Source organism: Eubacterium ramulus (assembly GCF_003122485.1).
Taxonomy (GTDB): domain Bacteria; phylum Bacillota; class Clostridia; order Lachnospirales; family Lachnospiraceae; genus Eubacterium_I; species Eubacterium_I ramulus_A.
The window spans coordinates 70535-91472 of sequence record NZ_JRFU01000009.1; the positions used below are offsets into that span (position 1 = coordinate 70535).

General features: G+C 39.0%; 19 protein-coding genes. 12 read left to right on the forward strand and 7 right to left on the reverse strand.

The window, feature by feature from the left end:
* The first annotated feature begins 5 nt into the window (after window positions 1-5).
* From LG34_RS01055 to LG34_RS01080, 6 genes are all read left to right on the forward strand, one after another.
* The gene (locus tag LG34_RS01055) at window positions 6-869 is read left to right on the forward strand and encodes a carbohydrate ABC transporter permease (protein ID WP_347486537.1); all 864 of its coding nucleotides are present in this window, start codon (window positions 6-8) and stop codon (window positions 867-869) included.
* Window positions 869-1705 carry a carbohydrate ABC transporter permease gene (locus tag LG34_RS01060; RefSeq protein WP_109214472.1) on the forward strand — a complete coding sequence of 279 codons (837 nt, stop codon included), beginning with the start codon at window positions 869-871 and terminating at the stop codon, window positions 1703-1705. Before LG34_RS01055 ends, LG34_RS01060 begins: the two co-directional genes overlap by 1 nt.
* A 99-nt stretch (window positions 1706-1804) precedes the next feature.
* The gene (locus tag LG34_RS01065; protein WP_109214473.1) at window positions 1805-4606 is read left to right on the forward strand and encodes an alpha-galactosidase; all 2802 of its coding nucleotides are present in this window, start codon (window positions 1805-1807) and stop codon (window positions 4604-4606) included.
* A complete protein-coding gene (gene gtfA, locus LG34_RS01070; RefSeq protein WP_109214474.1) occupies window positions 4596-6065 on the forward strand; it encodes a sucrose phosphorylase in 1470 nt (489 codons plus the stop codon). Before LG34_RS01065 ends, gtfA begins: the two co-directional genes overlap by 11 nt.
* 286 nt (window positions 6066-6351) lie before the next feature.
* Window positions 6352-6789: a flavodoxin family protein gene (locus LG34_RS01075; RefSeq protein ID WP_109214475.1), complete on the forward strand. Its 438-nt coding sequence runs from the start codon at window positions 6352-6354 to the stop codon at window positions 6787-6789.
* Window positions 6790-6817: 28 nt separating this feature from the next.
* Window positions 6818-7165 (forward strand): hypothetical protein, encoded by a 348-nt coding sequence (locus LG34_RS01080; RefSeq protein ID WP_109214476.1) that lies wholly within the window; start codon window positions 6818-6820, stop codon window positions 7163-7165.
* An 82-nt stretch (window positions 7166-7247) separates the two neighbouring features.
* On the opposite strand, the gene LG34_RS01085 is transcribed toward LG34_RS01080, so the two are convergent.
* Window positions 7248-7409 (reverse strand): maltose acetyltransferase domain-containing protein, encoded by a 162-nt coding sequence (locus LG34_RS01085; protein WP_109214477.1) that lies wholly within the window; start codon window positions 7407-7409, stop codon window positions 7248-7250.
* A gap of 250 nt (window positions 7410-7659) precedes the next feature.
* Here LG34_RS01085 and LG34_RS01090 point away from each other — a divergent pair, with 250 nt between their 5' ends.
* The 4 genes from LG34_RS01090 (at window position 7660) to LG34_RS01105 (ending at window position 12185) form a co-directional block, all read left to right on the forward strand.
* Window positions 7660-9414, forward strand: a complete 1755-nt coding sequence (locus LG34_RS01090; protein ID WP_109214478.1) for an ABC transporter ATP-binding protein — start codon at window positions 7660-7662, stop codon at window positions 9412-9414.
* Window positions 9415-9519: 105 nt separating this feature from the next.
* Entirely contained in the window at window positions 9520-11262 is a 1743-nt protein-coding gene (locus LG34_RS01095; protein WP_158582195.1) for an ABC transporter ATP-binding protein, read from the forward strand.
* Between the two features lie 96 nt (window positions 11263-11358).
* Window positions 11359-11643 carry a hypothetical protein gene (locus LG34_RS01100; RefSeq protein WP_109214480.1) on the forward strand — a complete coding sequence of 95 codons (285 nt, stop codon included), beginning with the start codon at window positions 11359-11361 and terminating at the stop codon, window positions 11641-11643.
* A gap of 131 nt (window positions 11644-11774) precedes the next feature.
* The gene (locus LG34_RS01105) at window positions 11775-12185 is read left to right on the forward strand and encodes a peptide deformylase (protein ID WP_109214481.1); all 411 of its coding nucleotides are present in this window, start codon (window positions 11775-11777) and stop codon (window positions 12183-12185) included.
* 99 nt (window positions 12186-12284) lie between these two features.
* Here LG34_RS01105 and LG34_RS01110 read toward each other — a convergent pair whose 3' ends face one another.
* Complete coding sequence (locus LG34_RS01110; protein ID WP_242979763.1) at window positions 12285-13229, reverse strand: MBL fold metallo-hydrolase; 945 nt, start codon at window positions 13227-13229, stop codon at window positions 12285-12287.
* Between the two features lie 18 nt (window positions 13230-13247).
* The gene (locus tag LG34_RS01115; RefSeq protein ID WP_330427470.1) at window positions 13248-13463 is read right to left on the reverse strand and encodes a hypothetical protein; all 216 of its coding nucleotides are present in this window, start codon (window positions 13461-13463) and stop codon (window positions 13248-13250) included.
* A 269-nt stretch (window positions 13464-13732) separates the two neighbouring features.
* On the opposite strand from LG34_RS01115, the gene LG34_RS01120 reads away from it, so the two are divergent.
* Window positions 13733-14317, forward strand: coding sequence for a DUF1294 domain-containing protein (locus tag LG34_RS01120; RefSeq protein ID WP_109214482.1), 585 nt, complete (start codon window positions 13733-13735; stop codon window positions 14315-14317).
* A gap of 168 nt (window positions 14318-14485) precedes the next feature.
* Window positions 14486-15910: an ATP-binding protein gene (locus LG34_RS01125; RefSeq protein WP_109214483.1), complete on the forward strand. Its 1425-nt coding sequence runs from the start codon at window positions 14486-14488 to the stop codon at window positions 15908-15910.
* Window positions 15911-16401: 491 nt separating this feature from the next.
* Here the strand turns inward: LG34_RS01125 and LG34_RS01130 are convergent, their stop codons facing one another.
* The 4 genes from LG34_RS01130 to LG34_RS01145 form a co-directional block, all read right to left on the reverse strand.
* The gene (locus LG34_RS01130; RefSeq protein WP_146190159.1) at window positions 16402-16980 is read right to left on the reverse strand and encodes a tyrosine-type recombinase/integrase; all 579 of its coding nucleotides are present in this window, start codon (window positions 16978-16980) and stop codon (window positions 16402-16404) included.
* 94 nt (window positions 16981-17074) lie between these two features.
* Entirely contained in the window at window positions 17075-18670 is a 1596-nt protein-coding gene (hcp, locus tag LG34_RS01135; RefSeq protein WP_177957312.1) for a hydroxylamine reductase, read from the reverse strand.
* 342 nt (window positions 18671-19012) lie between these two features.
* A complete protein-coding gene (locus tag LG34_RS01140) occupies window positions 19013-19942 on the reverse strand; it encodes a flavodoxin family protein (protein WP_109214485.1) in 930 nt (309 codons plus the stop codon).
* Window positions 19943-20097: 155 nt separating this feature from the next.
* The gene (locus LG34_RS01145) at window positions 20098-20937 is read right to left on the reverse strand and encodes an acetyl-CoA hydrolase (RefSeq protein ID WP_109214486.1); all 840 of its coding nucleotides are present in this window, start codon (window positions 20935-20937) and stop codon (window positions 20098-20100) included.
* Between the last annotated feature and the right edge of the window lies 1 nt (window position 20938).

A 20938-nucleotide genomic window follows, 5' to 3' on the forward strand; every position in this document is an offset into this window, starting at 1 on the left:
CAAAAATGACAAATCGGAATAAAACATTCTGGATCATCGCAATTCTGGTCATTGCATTGTTTTTTACATTCAATACCCTTCCGATGATCAAAGGTGTGATTTATAGTTTTACCAATTATAAAGGCTATGGTTCTTATGACGTGGTTGGATGGCGCAACTATGTGGATCTGTTTACCGATGCGAGAGTCGGAAAAAGTTACCTGTTTACTTTTAAATATGCCATCGCCGGAACAATCCTTGTCAATGTATTAAGTTTGCTTCTGGCACTTGGATTAAACAGCAATATCAAAGGCAAGAGCGCGCTGCGTGGTATTTACTTTGTACCGAATATCCTTGGAGGACTGGTGGTCGGCTATATTTTCAGCTTTATCTTTACATACATTCTTCCTGTCATCGGAAGCGCCTGCCACATCTCTTTCCTGGAAAACAGTATTCTCGCCAGCGAAAAATATGCATGGATTGCGGTACTGATCGTGGGTGTATGGCAAGCCGTGGCCATGAATACCATCATTTATATTTCGGGATTACAGACTGTTCCGAAAGATGTCTATGAAGCAAGTATGTTGGATGGGGCCAATAAATGGACAGAATTTTGGAAAATCACATTTCCACTGATCATGCCGTTTGTATCCATCAATCTGGTGCTCAGCACAAAGAACTTCCTGATGGTATTTGATCAGATCGTATCCCTGACCCAGGGTGGCCCTGCGCAGAGTACCGAGTCGATTTCTTATCTGATCTACAAAAATGGTATGTCCGGCGGACAGTTCGGATTTCAGAGTGCAAATGCGGTTTTATTTTTCATCGTGATCGTGGCAATCTCTGTTTTCCAGCTACGGTTTACCAATAAGAAGGAGGAACAGTTATAATGGAAAAAGGACATAAAACAAATAAAGTTTTAACGGTACTTCTGATCATCGGAACGATAACAGTATTTTTTCCGTTGTATATGGCAGTAATCATTGCTTTTAAGAAACCAAGTGAGATGACAAATGATGTAGCTGGGGCACTGGCACTGCCGAAAAACTGGAGTTTTTCCAATTTTACAGAAGCAATGCAGGTGACAGATTTCTGGCATTCTCTTGGAAACAGTTTACTTATTACGCTTGTGACAATAGTATTGGCAATTTTGATCCATTCGATTGCCGGATATGTGATCGGACGTGGTATGCGCAGGATCAAAGGATTTAAATTTATTTATTTTTATATTGTCAGTGGTATGTTTGTACCATTTTCAATTCTGATGATGCCGCTGGTAAAGCAGACTGCGCAGATGGGAATCGGAAACCGCTTTGGTGTTATCCTGCTGTATCTGGTATTTTATATGCCAATGAATGTGCTTCTATACAGCGGATATCTGAAAAATATTCCGGAAGCACTGGAAGAAGCGGCAAATATTGACGGAGCCAATGCCTGGACAACGTACTGGCGAATCATTTTTCCGATGATGAAGCCGATGCATGCTACAGTTGCAATCCTGACCGCACTTGGTACCTGGAATGATGTAATGACCCCACTGGTCATCATGTCCGGAACAGGTCAGAATACGTTGCCGCTGGCGCAGTTAAATTTCCAGAGCCAGTTTGGAACCAATTATAACCTTGCTTTTGCTTCATACATTCTGGCTTTGATCCCGATTTTGATTTTCTATGTCATTTGTCAGAAACAGATATTAAATGGTGTGGCAAACGGTGCGGTAAAATAGTATAATAAAAAGCAAGCAAGATTCAGATTCAGTGAATTATAAGTTCTGTGTAAATGACTGACAAATAGAAAAAGCGTGAATAATGAGGAGGAATCGTGAATGGCAATTATTTTTGATGCAAACCGAAAAATATTTACAATTCATACAAAACATACAACTTATCAGATGCAAGCGGATGCAAAAGGTTATCTGTTGCACTTATATTATGGAGTGCGGGTAAAAGGAACGATGGATTACCTGTTATGCTATGCGGATCATGGTTTCTCCGGAAATCCGTATGCAGCAGGTATGGACCGTACTTATTCTCTGGATGCACTGCCACAGGAATATCCGTCACTTGGAACCGGTGACTGTCGTAACATTGCGTTGAATATTACGAGTGCAGTCGGAACAGAGTGCTGTGATCCAATTTTTAACAGTTATACGATTACAAAAGGAAAATATAGCCTGCAGGGACTTCCGGCTGTTTGGGCGGCCGATGACGAAGCTGAAACGCTGGAAATCGTGTTAAAAGATGATCTGACACAGGTAGAAATACATTTGCTTTACGGTGTACTGGAAGATGCGGATATCATTACCAGAAGTGTAGTGATCAAAAATACAGGAACAGAAACGATTACCGTGAAAAAAGCATTGTCTGCATGCCTTGATTTTGTACAGGGAGACTACGATGCAATCAGTTTTTATGGCAGACATGCCATGGAACGTAATCTGGAACGTGTTCCTGTGGGACATGGAACGTATCGGATTGGCAGTCGCCGTGGCAGTTCCAGTCATCAGTATAATCCTGGTGTGATCCTTGCAGATCGTACAGCAACGGAAGAAGCCGGAAATTGCTACGGAATGCTTTTTATGTACAGTGGGAATTTTGTCTGCGAGGCCGAGCGTGATCAGTTTAACCAGACACGTTTCCAGATGGGACTGGGCGATGAACTGTTTGCTTATCCTGTGGCAGCAGGTGCAGAATTTACGACTCCGGAAGTGATCATGACATATTCGGATCAGGGATTTGCAAAACTGTCCCGTCAGTATCATAACTGCATTTTAAATCATGTATGCAAGGGCAGACAGGTACATACAAATCGCCCAATCCTGATCAACAGCTGGGAAGCCGCCTACTTTGATTTTGATGGTGATACGATCGTGGATCTGGCAAAGCAGGCAGCAGAACTTGGCATTGATATGGTTGTCATGGATGACGGCTGGTTTGGTAAACGAAATGACGATAATTCTTCTCTGGGTGACTGGTTTGTCAATGAAAAAAAATTAAGTGGTACGTTAGGACAGCTGATTGAACGTGTCAATGCGCAGGGCGTGAAATTTGGTATCTGGATCGAGCCTGAGATGGTAAATGAAGACAGTGATCTGTACCGGGAGCATCCGGACTGGGCATTGACGATTCCGGGACGGATGCCGATCCGCTCCAGAAATCAGTTATTACTTGATTTTTCCAGAAAAGAAGTGCGGGAAGAAATTTTAAAACGCATCTGTGCAATTCTGGATCAGGGAAATATCGAATATATCAAGTGGGATATGAACCGCAGTATGTCCGATGTGTATGCCGGAAATGTGCCATATGATTATGTGCTTGGATTATATGATTTCCTGGAAAAACTGACGAGCCGTTATCCGGAGATTCTGATTGAAGGCTGCAGTGGCGGTGGCGGACGTTTTGACGCTGGTATGATGTATTACACACCACAGATCTGGTGCAGTGACAATACCGATGCTATCAATCGAACACGCATCCAATATGGTACTTCTTTCTTCTATCCAACCGCAGTAGTTGGCTCCCATGTGTCTGCGGTACCGAATCATCAGACCGGCAGAATCACAAGTCTGAATACCAGAGGTGTGGTAGCTATGGCAGGTACTTTCGGATATGAAATGAATCCTGCTTTACTCAGCAGTGAAGAAAAGGAGGAAATCCGTACACAGCTTGCAACTTATCGCAGACATCAGGAACTGATCCGTGAGGGTGATTATTATCGCCTGTCTGATCCCTTTAAAGAGGATGTGGCTGCTTGGATGAGTGTTGCAAAGGACCAGTCACAGGCATTGGTCAGCGTTGTTCGTCTGTCTGCAGAGGGCAATCCGTTTGGAACCTATGTGAAATTAAAAGGACTGGATGCGGAATGTTTTTATCTGGAAGAAACCACCGGAAAGGTATACAGTGGCATGGCATTAATGCAGGCAGGTATTTTACTTCCAATGGCGGTAATCGAATATGAAGCATATCAGTTCTCTTTCAAAAAAATGCAGGAGGCGGCTGCGTTGTATGACCTTCTGCGGGAAAAAATCGGAGCAGAACAACGGAAAGTGATCAGTATTTTTGGCGGTTCCGGTTCCGGAAAGACGACCATGGCAGAAATTTTGCAGCAGCAGTTTCTGGCAGACGGCATTGGTTGTTTTATTGTGCATGGGGATGATTATCCGCACAGAATCCCAAAATGTAACGATCAGGAGCGGGAGCTGATTTATCAGAAATCCGGAGAAACAGGACTTAATGCGTACCTTGGAACTCCACAGGAAATTGAATACGACCGGATCAATCAGGTGCTTGCAAAGTTTCATGTCGGTGATACAGAGATTGAACTGAAAAAAATGGGCAGGGAAGATGATGAAATCTGGTATGAACAGACGGATCTGACCGGTGTACAGGTATTACTTCTGGAATGGACGCATGGTGGGAGTGAGTATCTGAACGGTGTTGATGTTTCTGTCTATCTTGACAGCACGCCGGAGGAGACAAAGGCGCGCAGAATCCGGCGTGGACGGGATGAAAATGCAGCCAGTGCCTTTATTCAACTGGTCTTATCTCTGGAAGCGCAAAAATTAGAGCAGCAGGCAAAACAGGCAGACCTTATTGTGGGAAAGGATGGTCGTGTGTATGAATCTTAAACCGATGCTGAATGCTTATCCTGACAGTTTAGGCGGAACGCTGGGAGATATTGTAACACTGCTGGGACGGAAGGAACTGAAAGAGTTATTTGGATCTTTTTACATTTTGCCAAGCCTGTATCATTCAGATTTAGATCGTGGATTTTCTGTCATTGATTATGATATCAATGAGGAACTGGCCACACAGGATGACCTGAAACGGTTAAAACAGCTTGGTATTGATCTGAAACTTGATTTTATCCTGAATCATGCATCTGCACAGTCTCCACAGTTCAAAGACCTGGTAGAAAAAGGAAATGCGTCAGAGTATAAGAATTTTTTTATTGACTGGAATGCGTTCTGGGAAGGGTATGGATCTATGACGGAGGACGGGTATATTCAGCCGGATGAAATATACATCAAAGACATGTTTTTCCGTAAACCGGGACTTCCAATCCTGATGGTACGGTTTCCTGATGGTACGAAACGTCCGTATTGGAATACATTTTATCAGGAGGAGCACTATCCACAGTATCTGGGACAGATGGATCTGAATATCCAGTCACCGAAGGTATGGGCGTTTTATCGGGAAACACTTGCCAAAATTGCGTCCTATGGAGCAGGTATTGTGCGTTTGGATGCTTTTGCCTATGCGCCAAAGGCTCCGGGAAGGAAAAATTTTCTGAATGAGCCGGAGACATGGGAGCTGCTGGAGCAGATCAGAATGTATGCTGAACCGTATGATCTGGCACTGCTTCCGGAGATTCATGCTGCATATGAGGAACATATTTATCAGACGATAGCAGAAAAAGGATATATGACCTATGATTTCTTTTTACCGGGACTGATAATTGATGCCATTGAAAACAAACGCAGCAGGTATCTGGCAGAATGGGCGCAGGAACTGATTGACAAAAAGATCCAAACGGTAAACATGCTAGGCTGTCACGATGGTATTCCGATGCTGGATCTGCAAGGACTTCTTCCGGAAGAAGATATTCAGAAACTGATCACGCTGATCGTAGACCGTGGGGGCATGGTGAAAAACCTGCATGGTCAGAAACATGTGTACTATCAGGTAAATGCCACTTATTTCAGTGCACTTGGAGAATCAGAACGAAAACTTCTGTTAGCACGGGCAATTCAGCTGTTTATGCCGGGAAAACCGCAGATCTGGTATCTGGATCTGTTTGCCGGAAAAAATGATCATGAGGCCGTAAAACGGGCTGGCGAAGGCGGACATAAGGAGATTAACCGTACGAATTTGACAGGCGTACAGATTGAACAGGCGCTTCAGACAGAGGTTGTACAAAAACAGTTAGAGTTGTTGCGGTTCCGCAGTACCTGTAAAGCATTTACGGAAGATGCAGATATTCAAGTTCAGGCAGACAATCAGAAATTGATGATTCGCTGGAGTAATCCGGTGACAGACGCACAGTTGGATGTGGATTTTGCAACAGGAAACTACCGGATATCCTGATTTTAGATAGTTTGAACGCAGAATAAGCAAGTAGCGAAAGCGAATTGCGAATGTCCGCTTTACAGCAGGATATGAGATCAGTCAGTTTGTCATAAGATTTTTCAAATAGTTAAACAAAAGTAATTATTTAACAGTTAGTAGTCGGATAATTAAATTTATCCGACTACTTGTTTTTTCGCGTCTGCATTTGCTTGTCGAATTTTGTACCCGAAAAACATTTTGTAGTTTCCCTAAATTGTGTTAAAATAGTACATAGTGTTTGAGAGAAAGGAATGAGAGAAGTAAAATGAAATCTGTCATCATCTATGCGTCCACGCATCATGGAAATACAAAAAAGGTCGTGGAAGCAATTTCAAAAGAATGTGGTGTAGATCTGGTGGATGCAACAAAAGTGCCGGAAAAAGATTTATCCGGTTATGATGCCATTGGTTTCGCATCCGGTATCTATGCGTCCAAATTTCATCAGTCTGTACTGAATTTTGCATCCGTCAACCTGCCGGAGGATAAAAAGATTTTTTATATCTGCACTTATGGCGCAAAAGGATCTTATAAATCCATTGAAAAGGTAACTGCCGGAAGAAATGCAACATTGCTTGGAACTTTTGGTTGCAAAGGATATAATACCTTTGGACCGTTTAAGCTGATCGGCGGAACCGGAAAAGGATGTCCGACAGAGAAAGATCTGCAGGCAGCAGTCGATTTTTATAAAGAGCTGGATAAATAATATGAATGACAAATGAGAGGTATCGAAAATGAGTAAATTACTGGAAAAATCATTAGATGAACTGTGTGCAAATACAGTAGAGACTGTAGACCGTATTATGGGAAGATACAATGTAGGTCTGGAAGAAGCGTGTTCCGTTGCCGGAATTACTGCCATTGATTACAGTGAGTGGAAAGAAAATGCACCCGAGATCACACCACAGGAAGCAGTCATGGATGAACATGAGCAGGAGCTGAAAGATAAATGGATGGAAAAGATCGTAATGCATAAGATTCCGGATTTGTTAAAACTTGGAATTACACTGGAAAATGCGTGTGAATTTGCAAAAATCAGTTTGGTGGAATATGAAGAATATAAAAACAAGCTTACAAACTAAAAGCAAACTGGAATAGGAAAAAGCAGTTTTATTTGCCGACGGTGGCGGTCGGTGGTGCATTAAACCATACGTTTTTGCCTACTTATCCGAAAATATCGTGTAGCAGAGCTTCCCGTTCTTCCATGGCTTCCGGTGGCAGTTCATTAAATTTGTGCACCAGTGTTTTGCACTTCGCCTGGAGTGCCATGTTTTCGTCATCATCTTCCCAAATGTAACCCTGTTTCATACGTTCTGTTTCTGTCATGATACCATTTCTGTTGAAGATAAACTGCTAACGCTGATAGAAAAAATGGAGAATGGATGTAAAAAGACTATGCTTTACAAATGAATGTATCGCTTCCAACTGTAAAACGGTTATTAACTAGATTACAGCAAGAAAATATAGTTGTACGAGAAGGAAATAATCGGAAAGGAAAATGGGTTATACAAAAACGTTCGGATAACTAGGAATGAATACTATCCGACGAGAAGCAATTATGGGGAAAAGTTAAACTATGAAAAAGCAGATCAAAGAAATATTGAGTATGGTATGGAAATATAACCGAATCTGGGGCGGCATAAAATTACTAAATGCCGTCCTGTTAGCCGTGCTTGTTCCAATCAACACCATACTTTTTCAGAAAATCATAGACGATATACTGATTTTATTGCGTCATAAGCAGATTACAACGGGAATGTATCTGGAATTTGGATTGTTTGTTGCTGCATTGCTTTTGGATGTGATTTTGACAAGTTTTGATAAGTGCATTGAAATTCGGTTTGATATGAAAATGACAGATGGTCTGGAACGGGATATCATACAGAAATATAAAAATCTGGATTACAGTTGTTATGAGAAAAGTGCGACTTATGATATTATTTCAAGGATTTCAAAAAATCCGGGAGAAAAATTAAAACTCATTTACTGGAAAATCATTGAAATCATAAAAATTTTAATTTCATTAGTTGGCTTGGTATTAGTTTTCCGACAGGCATCAAATCTGTTGATTGTTATATTTATACTGTTTTTGATTCCGATGCTGTATGAAAATTATAAAGCTGGAAGTTTGTGGTATGAATTGTATGCCAAACAGACAATGGATGAGCGAAAAGTTGCCTACTATGAACGGTTGCTTACAAGCAAAACAAGTCTCATAGAATTAATCATCTATCAGGCAACAGATTATATTAAATCTCTGTGGGAAAAACAGAGTGAAAAGATGTTGAAAGAAAAAGATGCAACATTACAGAAGGTTGAAAAAGCTTTGTTAAAAAAGAGCTTGTTTGCTACTTTATGGTATATCTGCTGCACAGGGATACTAATTCATAGTGTAATGACAGGTCATATTTCTGTAGGTTTATTTATTGCATTGTTCAATACAACGTTAAGTATTGTTGGTACCATAACCAGCCTGTTGGAAACATTTGGGGATTTTTCAAAGGAAATCAAAGAGGTATCCTACATAAGTTCCTTTTTTGAACTGAAAAATACAGAATCACGAACAGGACATATTGATCATCCGATTCATCGTATCCGATTTGAGCATGTCAGTTTTGCTTATCCAAATTCAGAGAAAGAGGTTTTGCATGATGCAAATTTTGAAATTGATCTGTCGCGCAGTACTGCACTGGTAGGAGAAAACGGTTCTGGAAAAACAACGATTATTAAATTGTTGTGTGGACTTTATCGTCCAACAAAAGGCCGTATTATGATCGATGATCAGGATTTGAATAAATTGAGCAGTCAGGAAATTGGAAAATTAATAAAAGTCGTATTTCAGGATTTTTACCAGTATGAATTGACGGTTCGGGAGAACATAGGATTTGGCAATTTAGGTGAACTGGATCGTGATGATAAGTTAAATAATGCCTTGGAACTGGTGAATCTGAAAGATGTGAAAGACTTAGGATTAGACAGAAATTTAGGGAAGCTGGAAATGGACGGCGTTGATCTGTCAAAAGGCCAATGGCAAAGGTTAGCGGTCAGCAGACTTTTCTTGACAGATACAGCGTATGTGATTCTTGATGAGCCAACCGCATCCATGGATCCTGTTTCTGAGTACAAAATGTATCAGTTGTTCTGTTCGCTTATGAAATCCAGAGGCAGTTTGATGATTTCTCATCGATTAGCCAGTGCTAAGATGGCAGATCATATTTTGGTACTGAAACATGGAAATATTATAGAGCAGGGAAACCATGATGATCTGATGAAAAATCAGGGAATATATTATACATTATTCTGTAAACAGGCAGAGTGGTATACAGCATAGTGCAGAATAGATGATTTTGAGAAAATATTTTAAATTATGCTGATCAGAATTGTGTAGTAAGTTTTGCATACATTCAACTTGGAAATATATATGGGGGATAGAAAAATGAGAGATCTGTTATTTCGCTCATTAAAAGATATACGCAGGATTGCGCCACGGTCACTTATTATGCAGGTTATTTGTATGATGCTGCAATCGGTTCTGGTAGCGGTCAACACGTGGCTGGTTTCCGTATTTTTAAATCATGTATATATGAAAGATCTGAAAACAAGTATGATATATTTAGGTGTCATATGGGGCGTATTTGTTGCGTCAGAGGTGTCAAATAGTGTATTTTATGCCTGCATGGTAAAAATTGATTCCAAGGTTGGTATGCAACTTGGAATAGAATTAGGTGAAAAGGGTGGACGCTTGTCACTGATTCAATATGAGGATGTAGAAATCAACAATCGACTGAAACGAGCACAGGACTGTATTGAGCATGGCAGATTTTCCGACTTAAGTCTGTCGGTATTCAATATTCTGGCAGAAGTTTTGAAGGTAGGAAGTACATTATTTATATTAGCCAGATTTAGTCCACTTCTGGCATTAGTATCATTACTGAGTGTGGTTCCGTACTTTGTCGTTCGATTAATCCGTGGAAAAGAATTTTATGAACTAAAAAAATATCAGGCAGCAGGTGAACGAAGGCGAAATTATCTGTACGATTTATTTGGCGATAAAAGAGTGGTAAAGGAACTTCGCATTTTTGGAATTGAATCTTATATCGAAGAAAAATTATATCAGACCCGTGATGCAATGAATCAGGAATTATGGGATTTCAAGAAACGTGATATTTGCAGCTTTTTACTATGTGAGATTTTGTGCAAATGCGGTTATGTGCTTAGCATTATAATAGCAATTTTACTTTTGCTGAATCATAGGTTGGATTTTGGTATGCTGGCTGCTTCGCTTGTGGCATTCACCTCTTTTCAGTTGGCAGCAAAGTATTTTCTGATTAGCCTTGGGCGGATTCCGGAATGTGCGGCATTTGTAAGAGATTATTATGACTTTATTGATATCGATGAAGATGTACATGGAACGGAAAAATTTGAGCCAAATTTTGATAAGATAAATGTAAAAAATGTATGTTTTGCTTATCCGAATACAGATCACCTGACAATTTCTGACATATCACTTGATATAAAAAAGAATGAATCCATTGCTATCGTAGGAAATAACGGAAGCGGTAAAACAACACTGGTAAAATTACTGACTGATTTATATAAAGTACAAGAGGGTGAGATATTATATGGAACGCAAAATATCAAGGATCTTGAAACGAAAGAGTTTTATCAAAATGTTTCTATCGTGAGTCAGGATTTTGTGAAATATGAGATGACATTGCAGGAAAATATTGGTATCAGTGACTGGAAACAGATGGGGAATACTGACAAAATCCAGGAGCTTTTAAAACAAATGGATTTACCGGAGTTATCAGAAGTGGATGCTCTTAATACGTTGTTAGGCAGTGAATTTGATGGCAGAGATCTTTCTATTGGACAATGGCAGAAACTGGCAATTGCCCGCGGCATGTTCAAAGAAAGCAGTATGATTGTTCTGGATGAGCCAACTGCTGCTCTGGATCCAATCATGGAAACAACTATTTTGAAAATGTTTTTGCAGATTGCAAAAGAAAAAACAGCTATTATTGTTTCTCACAGAATTGGAATTTGTCGGGAAGTTGACAAGATCATTGTGATGAAGAAAGGAAAAGTTGTGGAAATTGGTAATCATGATGAATTGCTGGCAAAAAAAGGTGAATATTATCAGCTCTATAAGATGCAGCAAAAATGGTATGTAGAATAAAGCATAATAAGGTAAAGAAAATAAAAAATGTTTCATCAAAATGTATCTAGTGAAAAGATACAAAAATATATAAATGTGTAATGAGTGGAGATAAAAATGCCAGAAAATCGAACAGATGAATTATATCGTGCCTTACAGGAAAAAGGCTATCCAGATGATTTTTGCAGAGAAATTGCGTACAAGCAGATGAACACAGATTATACAGCGACACGTATGCTTGGTTATCTGTATCGTGTTTCAGATCCGCGTCCGGAGGATGTAGTGGATGAGATGCTGGCCATTTTGAGTGACCGCAATGCGATTATTCAGAAGAAAGAGATGGAGCATGCGCAGGCCACAATGAATCGGGTATATAGAGACGGGCTGGATAACTTGGACTAAAGATGCAGAATGATAGATGTATATGTATTATCGGATAGAGAATTGATGATGCTTATCAGATCATTACATGGGTAAAAAGTCTATTATATGATTATAGAAATTCAAAAGATAATGGAAAGTGAGAAAAAGATATGGTACAACAAATTATGCATGATCCGCTGTTTCTTGCACAGAAATCAGAACCGGCAACCAAAGCAGATCTGCAGGTTGGGAGAGACTTGCAGGATACACTGAAAGCACACCGGGAAGGCTGTGTTGGAATGGCTGCAAATATGATCGGAGTAAAGAAGAACATCATTATTGTAAATATGGGATTTTTTGACGTGGTCATGTTTAACCCAGTTATTGTTTCAAAAAGCGGAGTTTATGAAACGGAAGAAGGCTGTTTATCATTAAGCGGTATTCGTAAAACGACAAGATATGAAAATATTGAAGTAGAATATCAGGATTTTTCATGGAAAAAACAGCGTCAGAAATTGTCTGGATGGACAGCACAGATCGTACAGCATGAGGTAGATCACTGTAATGGAATTCTGATATAAGTTAAAAATACCATCAAGTTTCAATAATGGAACTTGGTGGTATTTTGGGTTAAATCTTTGTGACATGAAAATTGCAGCATTCATCGTCATATTTTTAAATCAGATTTCAATCTGCAATCCAACTTTCAGCTGGTGTACGATATCGCCAAGACCATTTTTAAGTATTTTATATGCACGGTCTTTGGTGCAATGTCCCGTGCAGACATAATTAATACCAGTATCTTTTATTTGCTGTATTACATTTTTGATTTCTTCTTCGGACTTATTAAACAGATGGAATCCACCGATAATGCCATATACTTTTTCTGTTGGGAATGTCGTTCCCACCTCATTAATAATATTAGCAACACCACCATGACAGCAGCTATTGAAAATCACTAAGCCTTTTTGAGTACGGAATACCAGACTCTGTTCGTGAGAAAAATCATCGTATACCCATCGATGATGTTCTTTACGGTACATACTTTCACGTTTACCAACCATTTTAAGGTTCGGTGTCTTGTGAGGAATCAGATATACGCCAGGTATAATCTCATAGTCTCTATCAGCGTATATTATCCTGTCACGATAATCCGTCAAAATGTGCTTTGGTAAGCCGATATATTTGTGGAATATCCACTTTTTGGCATAACAATTTTCCTGACAGCCTTTTCGTAAGAAAAAAGGAGCGTGGCTGTTCAGTTTAAAAAATGTAGCCATCGAATCTGAATGGTCGTAATGTGCATGTGATAGTACAGCATAATCAACAGATTCTATTGATTTTCCCAGTTTTTTGGCATTCTTTGCAAATAAATCAGATGCTCCAGTATCAAGTAGAATATTTTTTTCATTGTATTCTATGTAAATGCTTAATCCCCATTCGCCTTCCATTTCACCACAGGATATATTGTCAATTAATACAGTTGCCAGCATAGGTATCCCCCTTTGTTTTTGTTTGTAATCATTCTGCGCGGCAGAGATGTGTGTAGAAAGATAATCACATACGATACCGTGTAGTGCGCCAACAGCATCTATAGTATCTTGCATAGCTTTCTCAAAAAACATTGTTTTCTTTTGTATGGTTTAATTATTTCTGATTTTTCGGACATTTCGGTTCATAACAAAGCGACCGATAGTTCGATATAATAGTGCCTTTATTGGTGACATTTCCTGCTGATGTTCTGCAAGCAAATCATCTGGAGCGTCATAGACTCCGAAATCCTGATTAATGCCTTCGCTTTGGATGTAGGTACTATTTCTGTTAAAGTCAATATATTCTTTACGTTCGATTAGTTTCATAGTTCACAACTTTCAAAAGTTTAAAAATTTTTATTTTTTGAAATCGACTTTTCTATAATTATATTGTTCATAAATAGTATATGCAAGTTTTTAGTTTCAAAACTTTAAATTTTTTCAACTTTTGAAACTGATATCTATAAAAAACACGTAGAGGAAAAGATACAACTTGTAGTTGATTCATTACTTGGCTCCCCATCTGTTTGCGTATATTTTATATATTTAGTATAATAAGAAAAGTATCTTACATTCCAGAAAGGTAACAGAAAAAAATGTTTGAATTAGGAAAACTTGAATATTATTTACTGGTAATAAATGCGATAGGTGTATTGGTCTATCTGATCAATATGCTCCTGTATAGACATACAGTAAACGGACAGATAGATGTGATAGTAACGATTGTGTCTTTGCTTGGTGGTTCTGCCGGTATGTTACTTATGATTCTGCTTTTTGACAGGAAAGCAGTGAAAGAGAATATGATGTCTCGGGTGTTTATTATATGTATTTTCATCATCCAGATAATTATTTTGCTGATTTACAAAGGGCATCATGCAGAGCATTTCACGCTTGCATTTTGGAAATTTTTTGTAGAACGCCGGATACTTTTGATATATCTTGGAATCATGAATCTTGTAACATTCATCGTATTTGCAATAGATAAGGCTAATGCCTGTGCGCATCGTTCCAGAATCAGAATCGTGACACTGCTAGGATTATCATTTGCTGGTGGATCCGTGGGCGGACTTATAGCGATATATTTGTTGCATCATAAAACGCAGAAGGATTATTTTACAGTTGGAATGCCTATGATTATTATAATGCATGTTGTTGTTCTTTTTTATGTAATGAATATGTGATGTAATTAATTTGTTTAGGCAATGAAAAACACCTAGAAAACAGAAAGTTGAACATTGACTTTTAATTTTATAGGTTTATAATATAAATATATTTATCATAAATTGAATTATCATAAATATTTTTATATTAAATTAATAAAGGGGATTTTGTAAAAAAGAGGTGATGACATGAAATTTATTGGAAGAAAAAACGAAATGGCAAAGCTGGGTGCAGAATATAAGCGAGATAGTAGCTTTGTGGTCATTTATGGCCGACGTCGGGTAGGAAAAACAACGTTAATAAAAGAATTTTTGAAAGATAAAACAGCTTTTTATTTTCTGGCAACAGAAGAGATTGAATCCCAGAGCATGAAGCGGTTGGCAGGTGTTGTTGCACGAACAACCCAAAATAATCTGCTGCAAAAAGCTATTTTTACAGACTGGTTGGAATTGTTTCAGATCATAGCGAACTACGTGCCTGAGAATAAGAAGGTTTTGGTTATTGATGAGTTCCCATATCTGGTGAAAACGAATCCGGCTTTTTCCTCCATCTTACAGAACGCATGGGATGAGATTTTGAAAGACAACAATGTGATGCTGATTTTATCTGGTTCGCTTATTGGAATGATGCAGAAGCATGCTTTATCATATGATAGTCCATTATATGGTCGCAGAACGTCACAAATACGGCTGGCACCGTTGCCATTTACATCTATTTATGCCGTTCAGAATCTTTCTTTTACAGATGCAGTGGAACAATACGCAGTGACCGGTGGTGTCCCAAAATATTTGGAATTTTTTGAGGATGACAAAACGCTTATCGAACAGATAAAGAATGCGGTTCTTTCAAAAAGTGGTTTCTTATATGAAGAACCTTTCTTTTTACTGAAAAGTGAATCTATGACAGCAGTAAATTATTTTTCTATTATAAAAGCAATTGCGGATGGAAATCACAAACTCGGAAAAATAGCCAGTGCATTGGAGCAGGGAACTTCAGGACTGACACAGTATCTGTCAACACTTTCTGATTTGGATTTTGTAGAAAAACGGACTCCGGTAACAGAAAAAAATCCGGAAAAATCCAGAAAAGGCTTATATTTTATTGTCGATAATTTCATTCGTTTCTGGTTTAGATATGTGTATCCATACAAAGGTGAACTGGAACTGGATAATATGCAGATTGTGTTAGATGAGATGCAGAAAGATTTTGAGACGAAGTTTGTTGCGTTTGCATACGAAGATATCTGCAAAGACCTGTTTGCAGATCTATGTAAACAGGGAACAATTGATTTTGTCCCATCCCGGATCGGAGCCTATTGGTTGAATGATTATACTGGTGATACAGAAATAGATGTTATGGCGGTGGATAATCAGAATAAGCGAATTTTTGCAGGAGAATGTAAATATCATGCGAAACCAGTAGATGTTCCCGTATATTATGCGTTGAGAGAGAAAGTCCTAGATGCAGGAGAAATTCGAAAATCATATCCAGGTTATGACATTATTTATGGAGTGTTTGGCAAAAGTGGATTTACACAGCGGATGTTGGATGTTGCAAAGGAAACACAAAATCTGGTGTTGATCAATGAAAATCAGGTAGTAAATGTTGAGTAAAATAACATGTGCTAAACAAAAAAAGTAAAAACGGTATATTGAACGATATTTTAAGGAGATGAAAAGATTGGTAAAAAGGATATTCAGAAGCTATGAGATAATATTAAAGGAGCTGGTTTAGATACCAGCTTTTTTTATATTTGACTTCTTACATATTTTACCTGAAAAAGATTGCAACTTCTTACACTTATTAGTTGAAAATGACGACTTTTTACACTTTTTAACCTGCAAGAAGCCAACAATTTCTTACACTTTTTGCCTGAAATCAACGACTTTTTACATATTAGAGCCTGCAAACAATCACGAGATTTTACAGATTAAGGCTGCAAACAACGATTTTTTACAGGTTTATACTGCAAAGAATGATAGTATATGCACAAGAATATCTAAAAACAAGCATTTTTACAGGCACAACCTGAATAATATTACACATTTAGGCTAAATTGACATGTAGTGACGGTAATATAATAGCTGTAACTTATAACTATTCGTTAAAGCTGCCTTTTGCGAATAGTTATAACGATACGCTCTATCGAACGAACACCAAGCCTTGCGCCTTTATAACGACCAATTGTCACCAAAAACACTGCTTCAGCATCTTTTTCAAATGCATATGCGGATCGCTCTTCCAGATATTTCTCAATCAAATCAGTTAATTCATCAGACATTGAAATCCATGTAGATCGCTGTTTTGTTCTGTACACATAAAATCTGTGATTTTTCAAATCAAAATCACGAATATTTAACTCAGCCAGTTCAGAAAGCCGAATTTCAGTTTCTTTTAAAATTTGATAAATAATTTCGTCACGTAATCCGTACTGATCATTAAATCGTTTTTTCTTCGCTGATAATGTAAGTTCGCAATCGTTAAAATATGGATGTGTCTGCTGCAGATAGGTCAAAAAGGTTCGCATAGTCCTCATGTAATCATATTGTGTTTTGGGTAAAAATGTAGTTTGATTTTTATCATAAAATGTAGTACAAAATTCTGGTAACTCTGCTAAAATAGCCACTGTTCGTGCGGTATATCTACTCTCCTGTTCTTCTTTGTATTTTGGCTTTTGCTCCAAGCTTTGGGTTTATGGATATAAGAATATTATATAGAAAAATAAGTAGTCGAATAATTAAATTTATCCGACTACTTACGATATGAATTAAAATGTTTTATCCTAAAATCTTTTTCAAATCCTCTTCCGGTGTACTGATCGGCGCAATATTATAATTCTCTACCAGATAATTCAGCACATTCGGTGAAATAAATGCCGGAAGTGTTGGTCCAAGATAAATGTTCTTGATTCCAAGATGCAATAAAGTAAGTAAAATACATACCGCTTTTTGCTCATACCAGGAAAGCACCATAGACAACGGAAGTTCATTTACCTCACACTGGAATGATTCTGCCAGTGCAACCGCAACTTGAATGGCACTGTACGCATCATTACACTGTCCCATGTCCATAATTCGTGGCAATCCGCCGATTTCACCAAGGTCAAAATCGTTAAAGCGATATTTTCCACAGGCTAGCGTCAAAATGATGGAATCTGCCGGTGTCTGTTTTACAAACTCTGTATAATAATTTCTTCCAGCTCTTGCACCATCGCATCCGCCAACTAAGAAAAAGTGGCTGATTGCACCGGATTTTATGGCATCAATGATAGTATCTGCCACACCTAATACGGTTCCATGTCCGAATCCGGTCATAACAAAATGACCGCCGTTGATGCCTGTTTTTTCCTGATCTGTGTCATATCCGCCCAGTTCCAGAGCCTTTTCGATCACTGGTGTAAAATCTTTCTTTTCATCGATATGAACCATTTTCGGATAAGATACGATCTCTGTGGTAAATACGCGATCGGCATAACTTGGTTTCACTGGCATCAGGCAGTTGGTGGTAAATAAAACCGCTCCCGGAATATGATCAAACTCTTTTTGCTGATTCTGCCATGCAGTGCCAAAATTTCCTTTCAGATGCGGATATTTTTTTAATTCCGGATAAGCGTGTGCTGGAAGCATTTCTCCATGCGTATAAATGTTGATGCCTTTGTCTTTCGTCTGTTCCAGAAGAAGCTCCAGATCCTTGAGGTCATGTCCTGTGACAACGATAAATGGACCTTTTTCAATTGTAAGCGGTACTTTGGTCGGCACCGGTGTACCATAAGTAGTGGTATTTGCCTGATCCAGCAATGCCATACATTTTAAGTTCACCTCTCCCACTTCCAGAACAACCGGAAGCAGATGCTCCATTTCCAGATCGTAGCTGATAAAGGACAGTGCCTTGTAGAAGAAGTTGTTGACGGTTTCGTCTGTATAGCCAAGAACCATTGCGTGATAAGCGTAAGCTGCCATACCGCGGATGCCAAATAAAATCAAGGATTTCAGGGAACGGATATCTTCGTCCGGCTCGTTCCAGAGATTTTGCATATCATAGTTGGAGGTATTTCCACATGGAGACATGCAGCTGCTGCAGTTTGGTACAACTGTTGCCTTTTCGTCATTTACTGCCTGAATCATAGCAGTTAATGTTTCTGTATTAAAATTCACATTTGTGACAGTTGTAAATAATCCTTCGATGATGATGCGGTCGGTGTTTTCTGTTTTCGGGTTATTTCCACAGGCTTTTGCCAGACCGATCAGAGCGCCGGTCAGTTCATCCTGTAAGGCAGCGACTGCTGCATTTTTTCCACAGACACCTGCTGCGCCTGTACAACCGCTGCATCCGGCAGTCTGTTCACACTGGTAACAAAACATTTTCTGTTCCATAATAAAAAATCTCCTTTGCTGTAAATATGTTTTTCGTATGTTTTGGATAAAATCAGTGATTAATAATTCAACCATGAACGTATGTGACTTTGGTTGGCACAAACCAGCATATTTTCTTCAAAATCACTACATTATATACATGATATATATGAACTATTTTGTAAAAAACTCTCTTATCGAAATACTGATCACATTATAACCAAAAAGAAAAGCCCTGTATGTTGTTAAAACAACATATTGGACTTTTCACGTTACATTTTTTTACATATCTTTGATTTATATTTTTGATTTATGCTTATCAAATCATATATTTTTATTGATTTAACAGGTAATGCATAGTTCCTATTCCGGTTTAACTGCTGTGATAGCCTCTGCATAACGCTGAACTTTTGCTTTATACTCATCACTTCTTGCAGCAGCACCTGCATTTTTCTCATTATTCTGAATATCATCTGCATGAATAAACTGACCGCTTAAAGTATCATGCGCATGCTCAATCTGGGATTCCTCAAAGGTAAAGCGAACCTTGCCATCCTCTGTCACTAATTTACCGCGGATACCGCACTGACCGCAGACTGCCACGTTATCTCCCTCAATGTAGAAGTTTCTGGAATGGCAATGTGGACAGACACCGTCCTCACCTTTCCAGGTTGCATGTTCGATATCTTTTGCAGCTTCTGCAAGGTTTACACCAATCTGATGGGCACGGGCTACTTTGGAATCATCTGTTAAGATACCAAGAGACCACATAAATACTTCATTATCAATGACTTTCCACATCGGAGTCAACGCATGCAGATAGAAATCATTCTGAATCTCTGTTGCCCAGTCAGAACCACCGATTCCCATATAGGAAACCGCTCTTGTTTTCATATATTTCGGATCGATTCGTTTACCACCATTTGCTGCTGAAATCTTGTCCGCAACAATGTTGTTGGATAATCCCATACGCGGTCCAAAACGGTCCATAATAGTGTGGAAAATACCTGCTGCACATTTTTCAAAGATCGGAATAGAGAAGATAATTCCGTCTGCATCCAGCATTTTATCTAATAACCATTGGAAGTCGTCTTTTAATACACACATGTTGCCTCTGCCGGAAAACAGGCTCATAACACATGCTTTACAGCCGGTACAGTGTTTGATCTCAAGATCCATCAAACGTACAAATTCAATCTCAGCGCCCTGCTCTTTTGCTGCAAGTAACGCTTCTTTGCACATACAATCGTTGGCACCATTTTTAGTACCACCTGAAATACCTAAAATCTTCATGTTATTTTTCTCCTTAAAAAAATTGTCCTAATATGTCCTAAACTATGCTATACAGTTTCGCAGATCCAAAAAACTTGCGTATGAGTAAAAGAATGGCGTAAAGGATCTGCGTTCCTGTATCATCTATTGTAAAAATGTTTTACAACCAAAGTAACTTAGCGCATCGGCAGATAGCCTCTGTATTGTTTCAAATTGTCGCTGGTTGCGATATCGGTCAAAAACAGGCTTGCAAACTGGAATTGCGGGCGCAGATAAGGGAAGTTATCATACTCAGCCCATTCCGGTTTTTTGAAAGATGCAGCATTTTCAACGGCACAGTGATACCACTCTTCCGGACCGTCAAACCACATCTCCACACAACGATCCATATGACAGTTGTTGATCTCTTTTTTGACTTTGCTTGTCATCATGCGGGTAACTTCCGGCATTGCCGCAAATGCAGGTAATATTTCGTTCATCATCCACTGATCACCATCTTCTTTGTGTCCTTCCGGATAGGAAACCAAAAACTGCCAGCGGTAATTCGGACCATCCACCATAGTACGACCGGCACCTTTGAGATCTTGCTCCCAGAAAATCGGTAAAAAGGCAAAAATAAATGGCGGGCATCCATTATCACCACCGGAAGCACGGGCAGCTTCACCATCTGCCATAAATCCGTCCTCTTTTGCATTTTCCGGAAGGGTTCCCTGCCAGATCATGGCATCGATCGGGAAATATTCGTTCAGTGAATTAACCAGGCTTTCCTGACTCATCGGATTTACCATCCAGTAATGCTCGGTGAGCTGCATACGGTATGTACCAAAACGCTCTCCCTGTGGTGGGGTCGGAAGTGCATTGTAAAACGCATATTTTGTTACCCAAGGCTCAAATTTTGCAATGCTTTCCGGTGCATGATAATAATAAAGCCAGTGCTGCAATTTGTGACGGTACTCTTCTTTGACACAGTCTACATAGATCAGACTGCGCAGCGGCTGATACGTGATTTCTCCCATA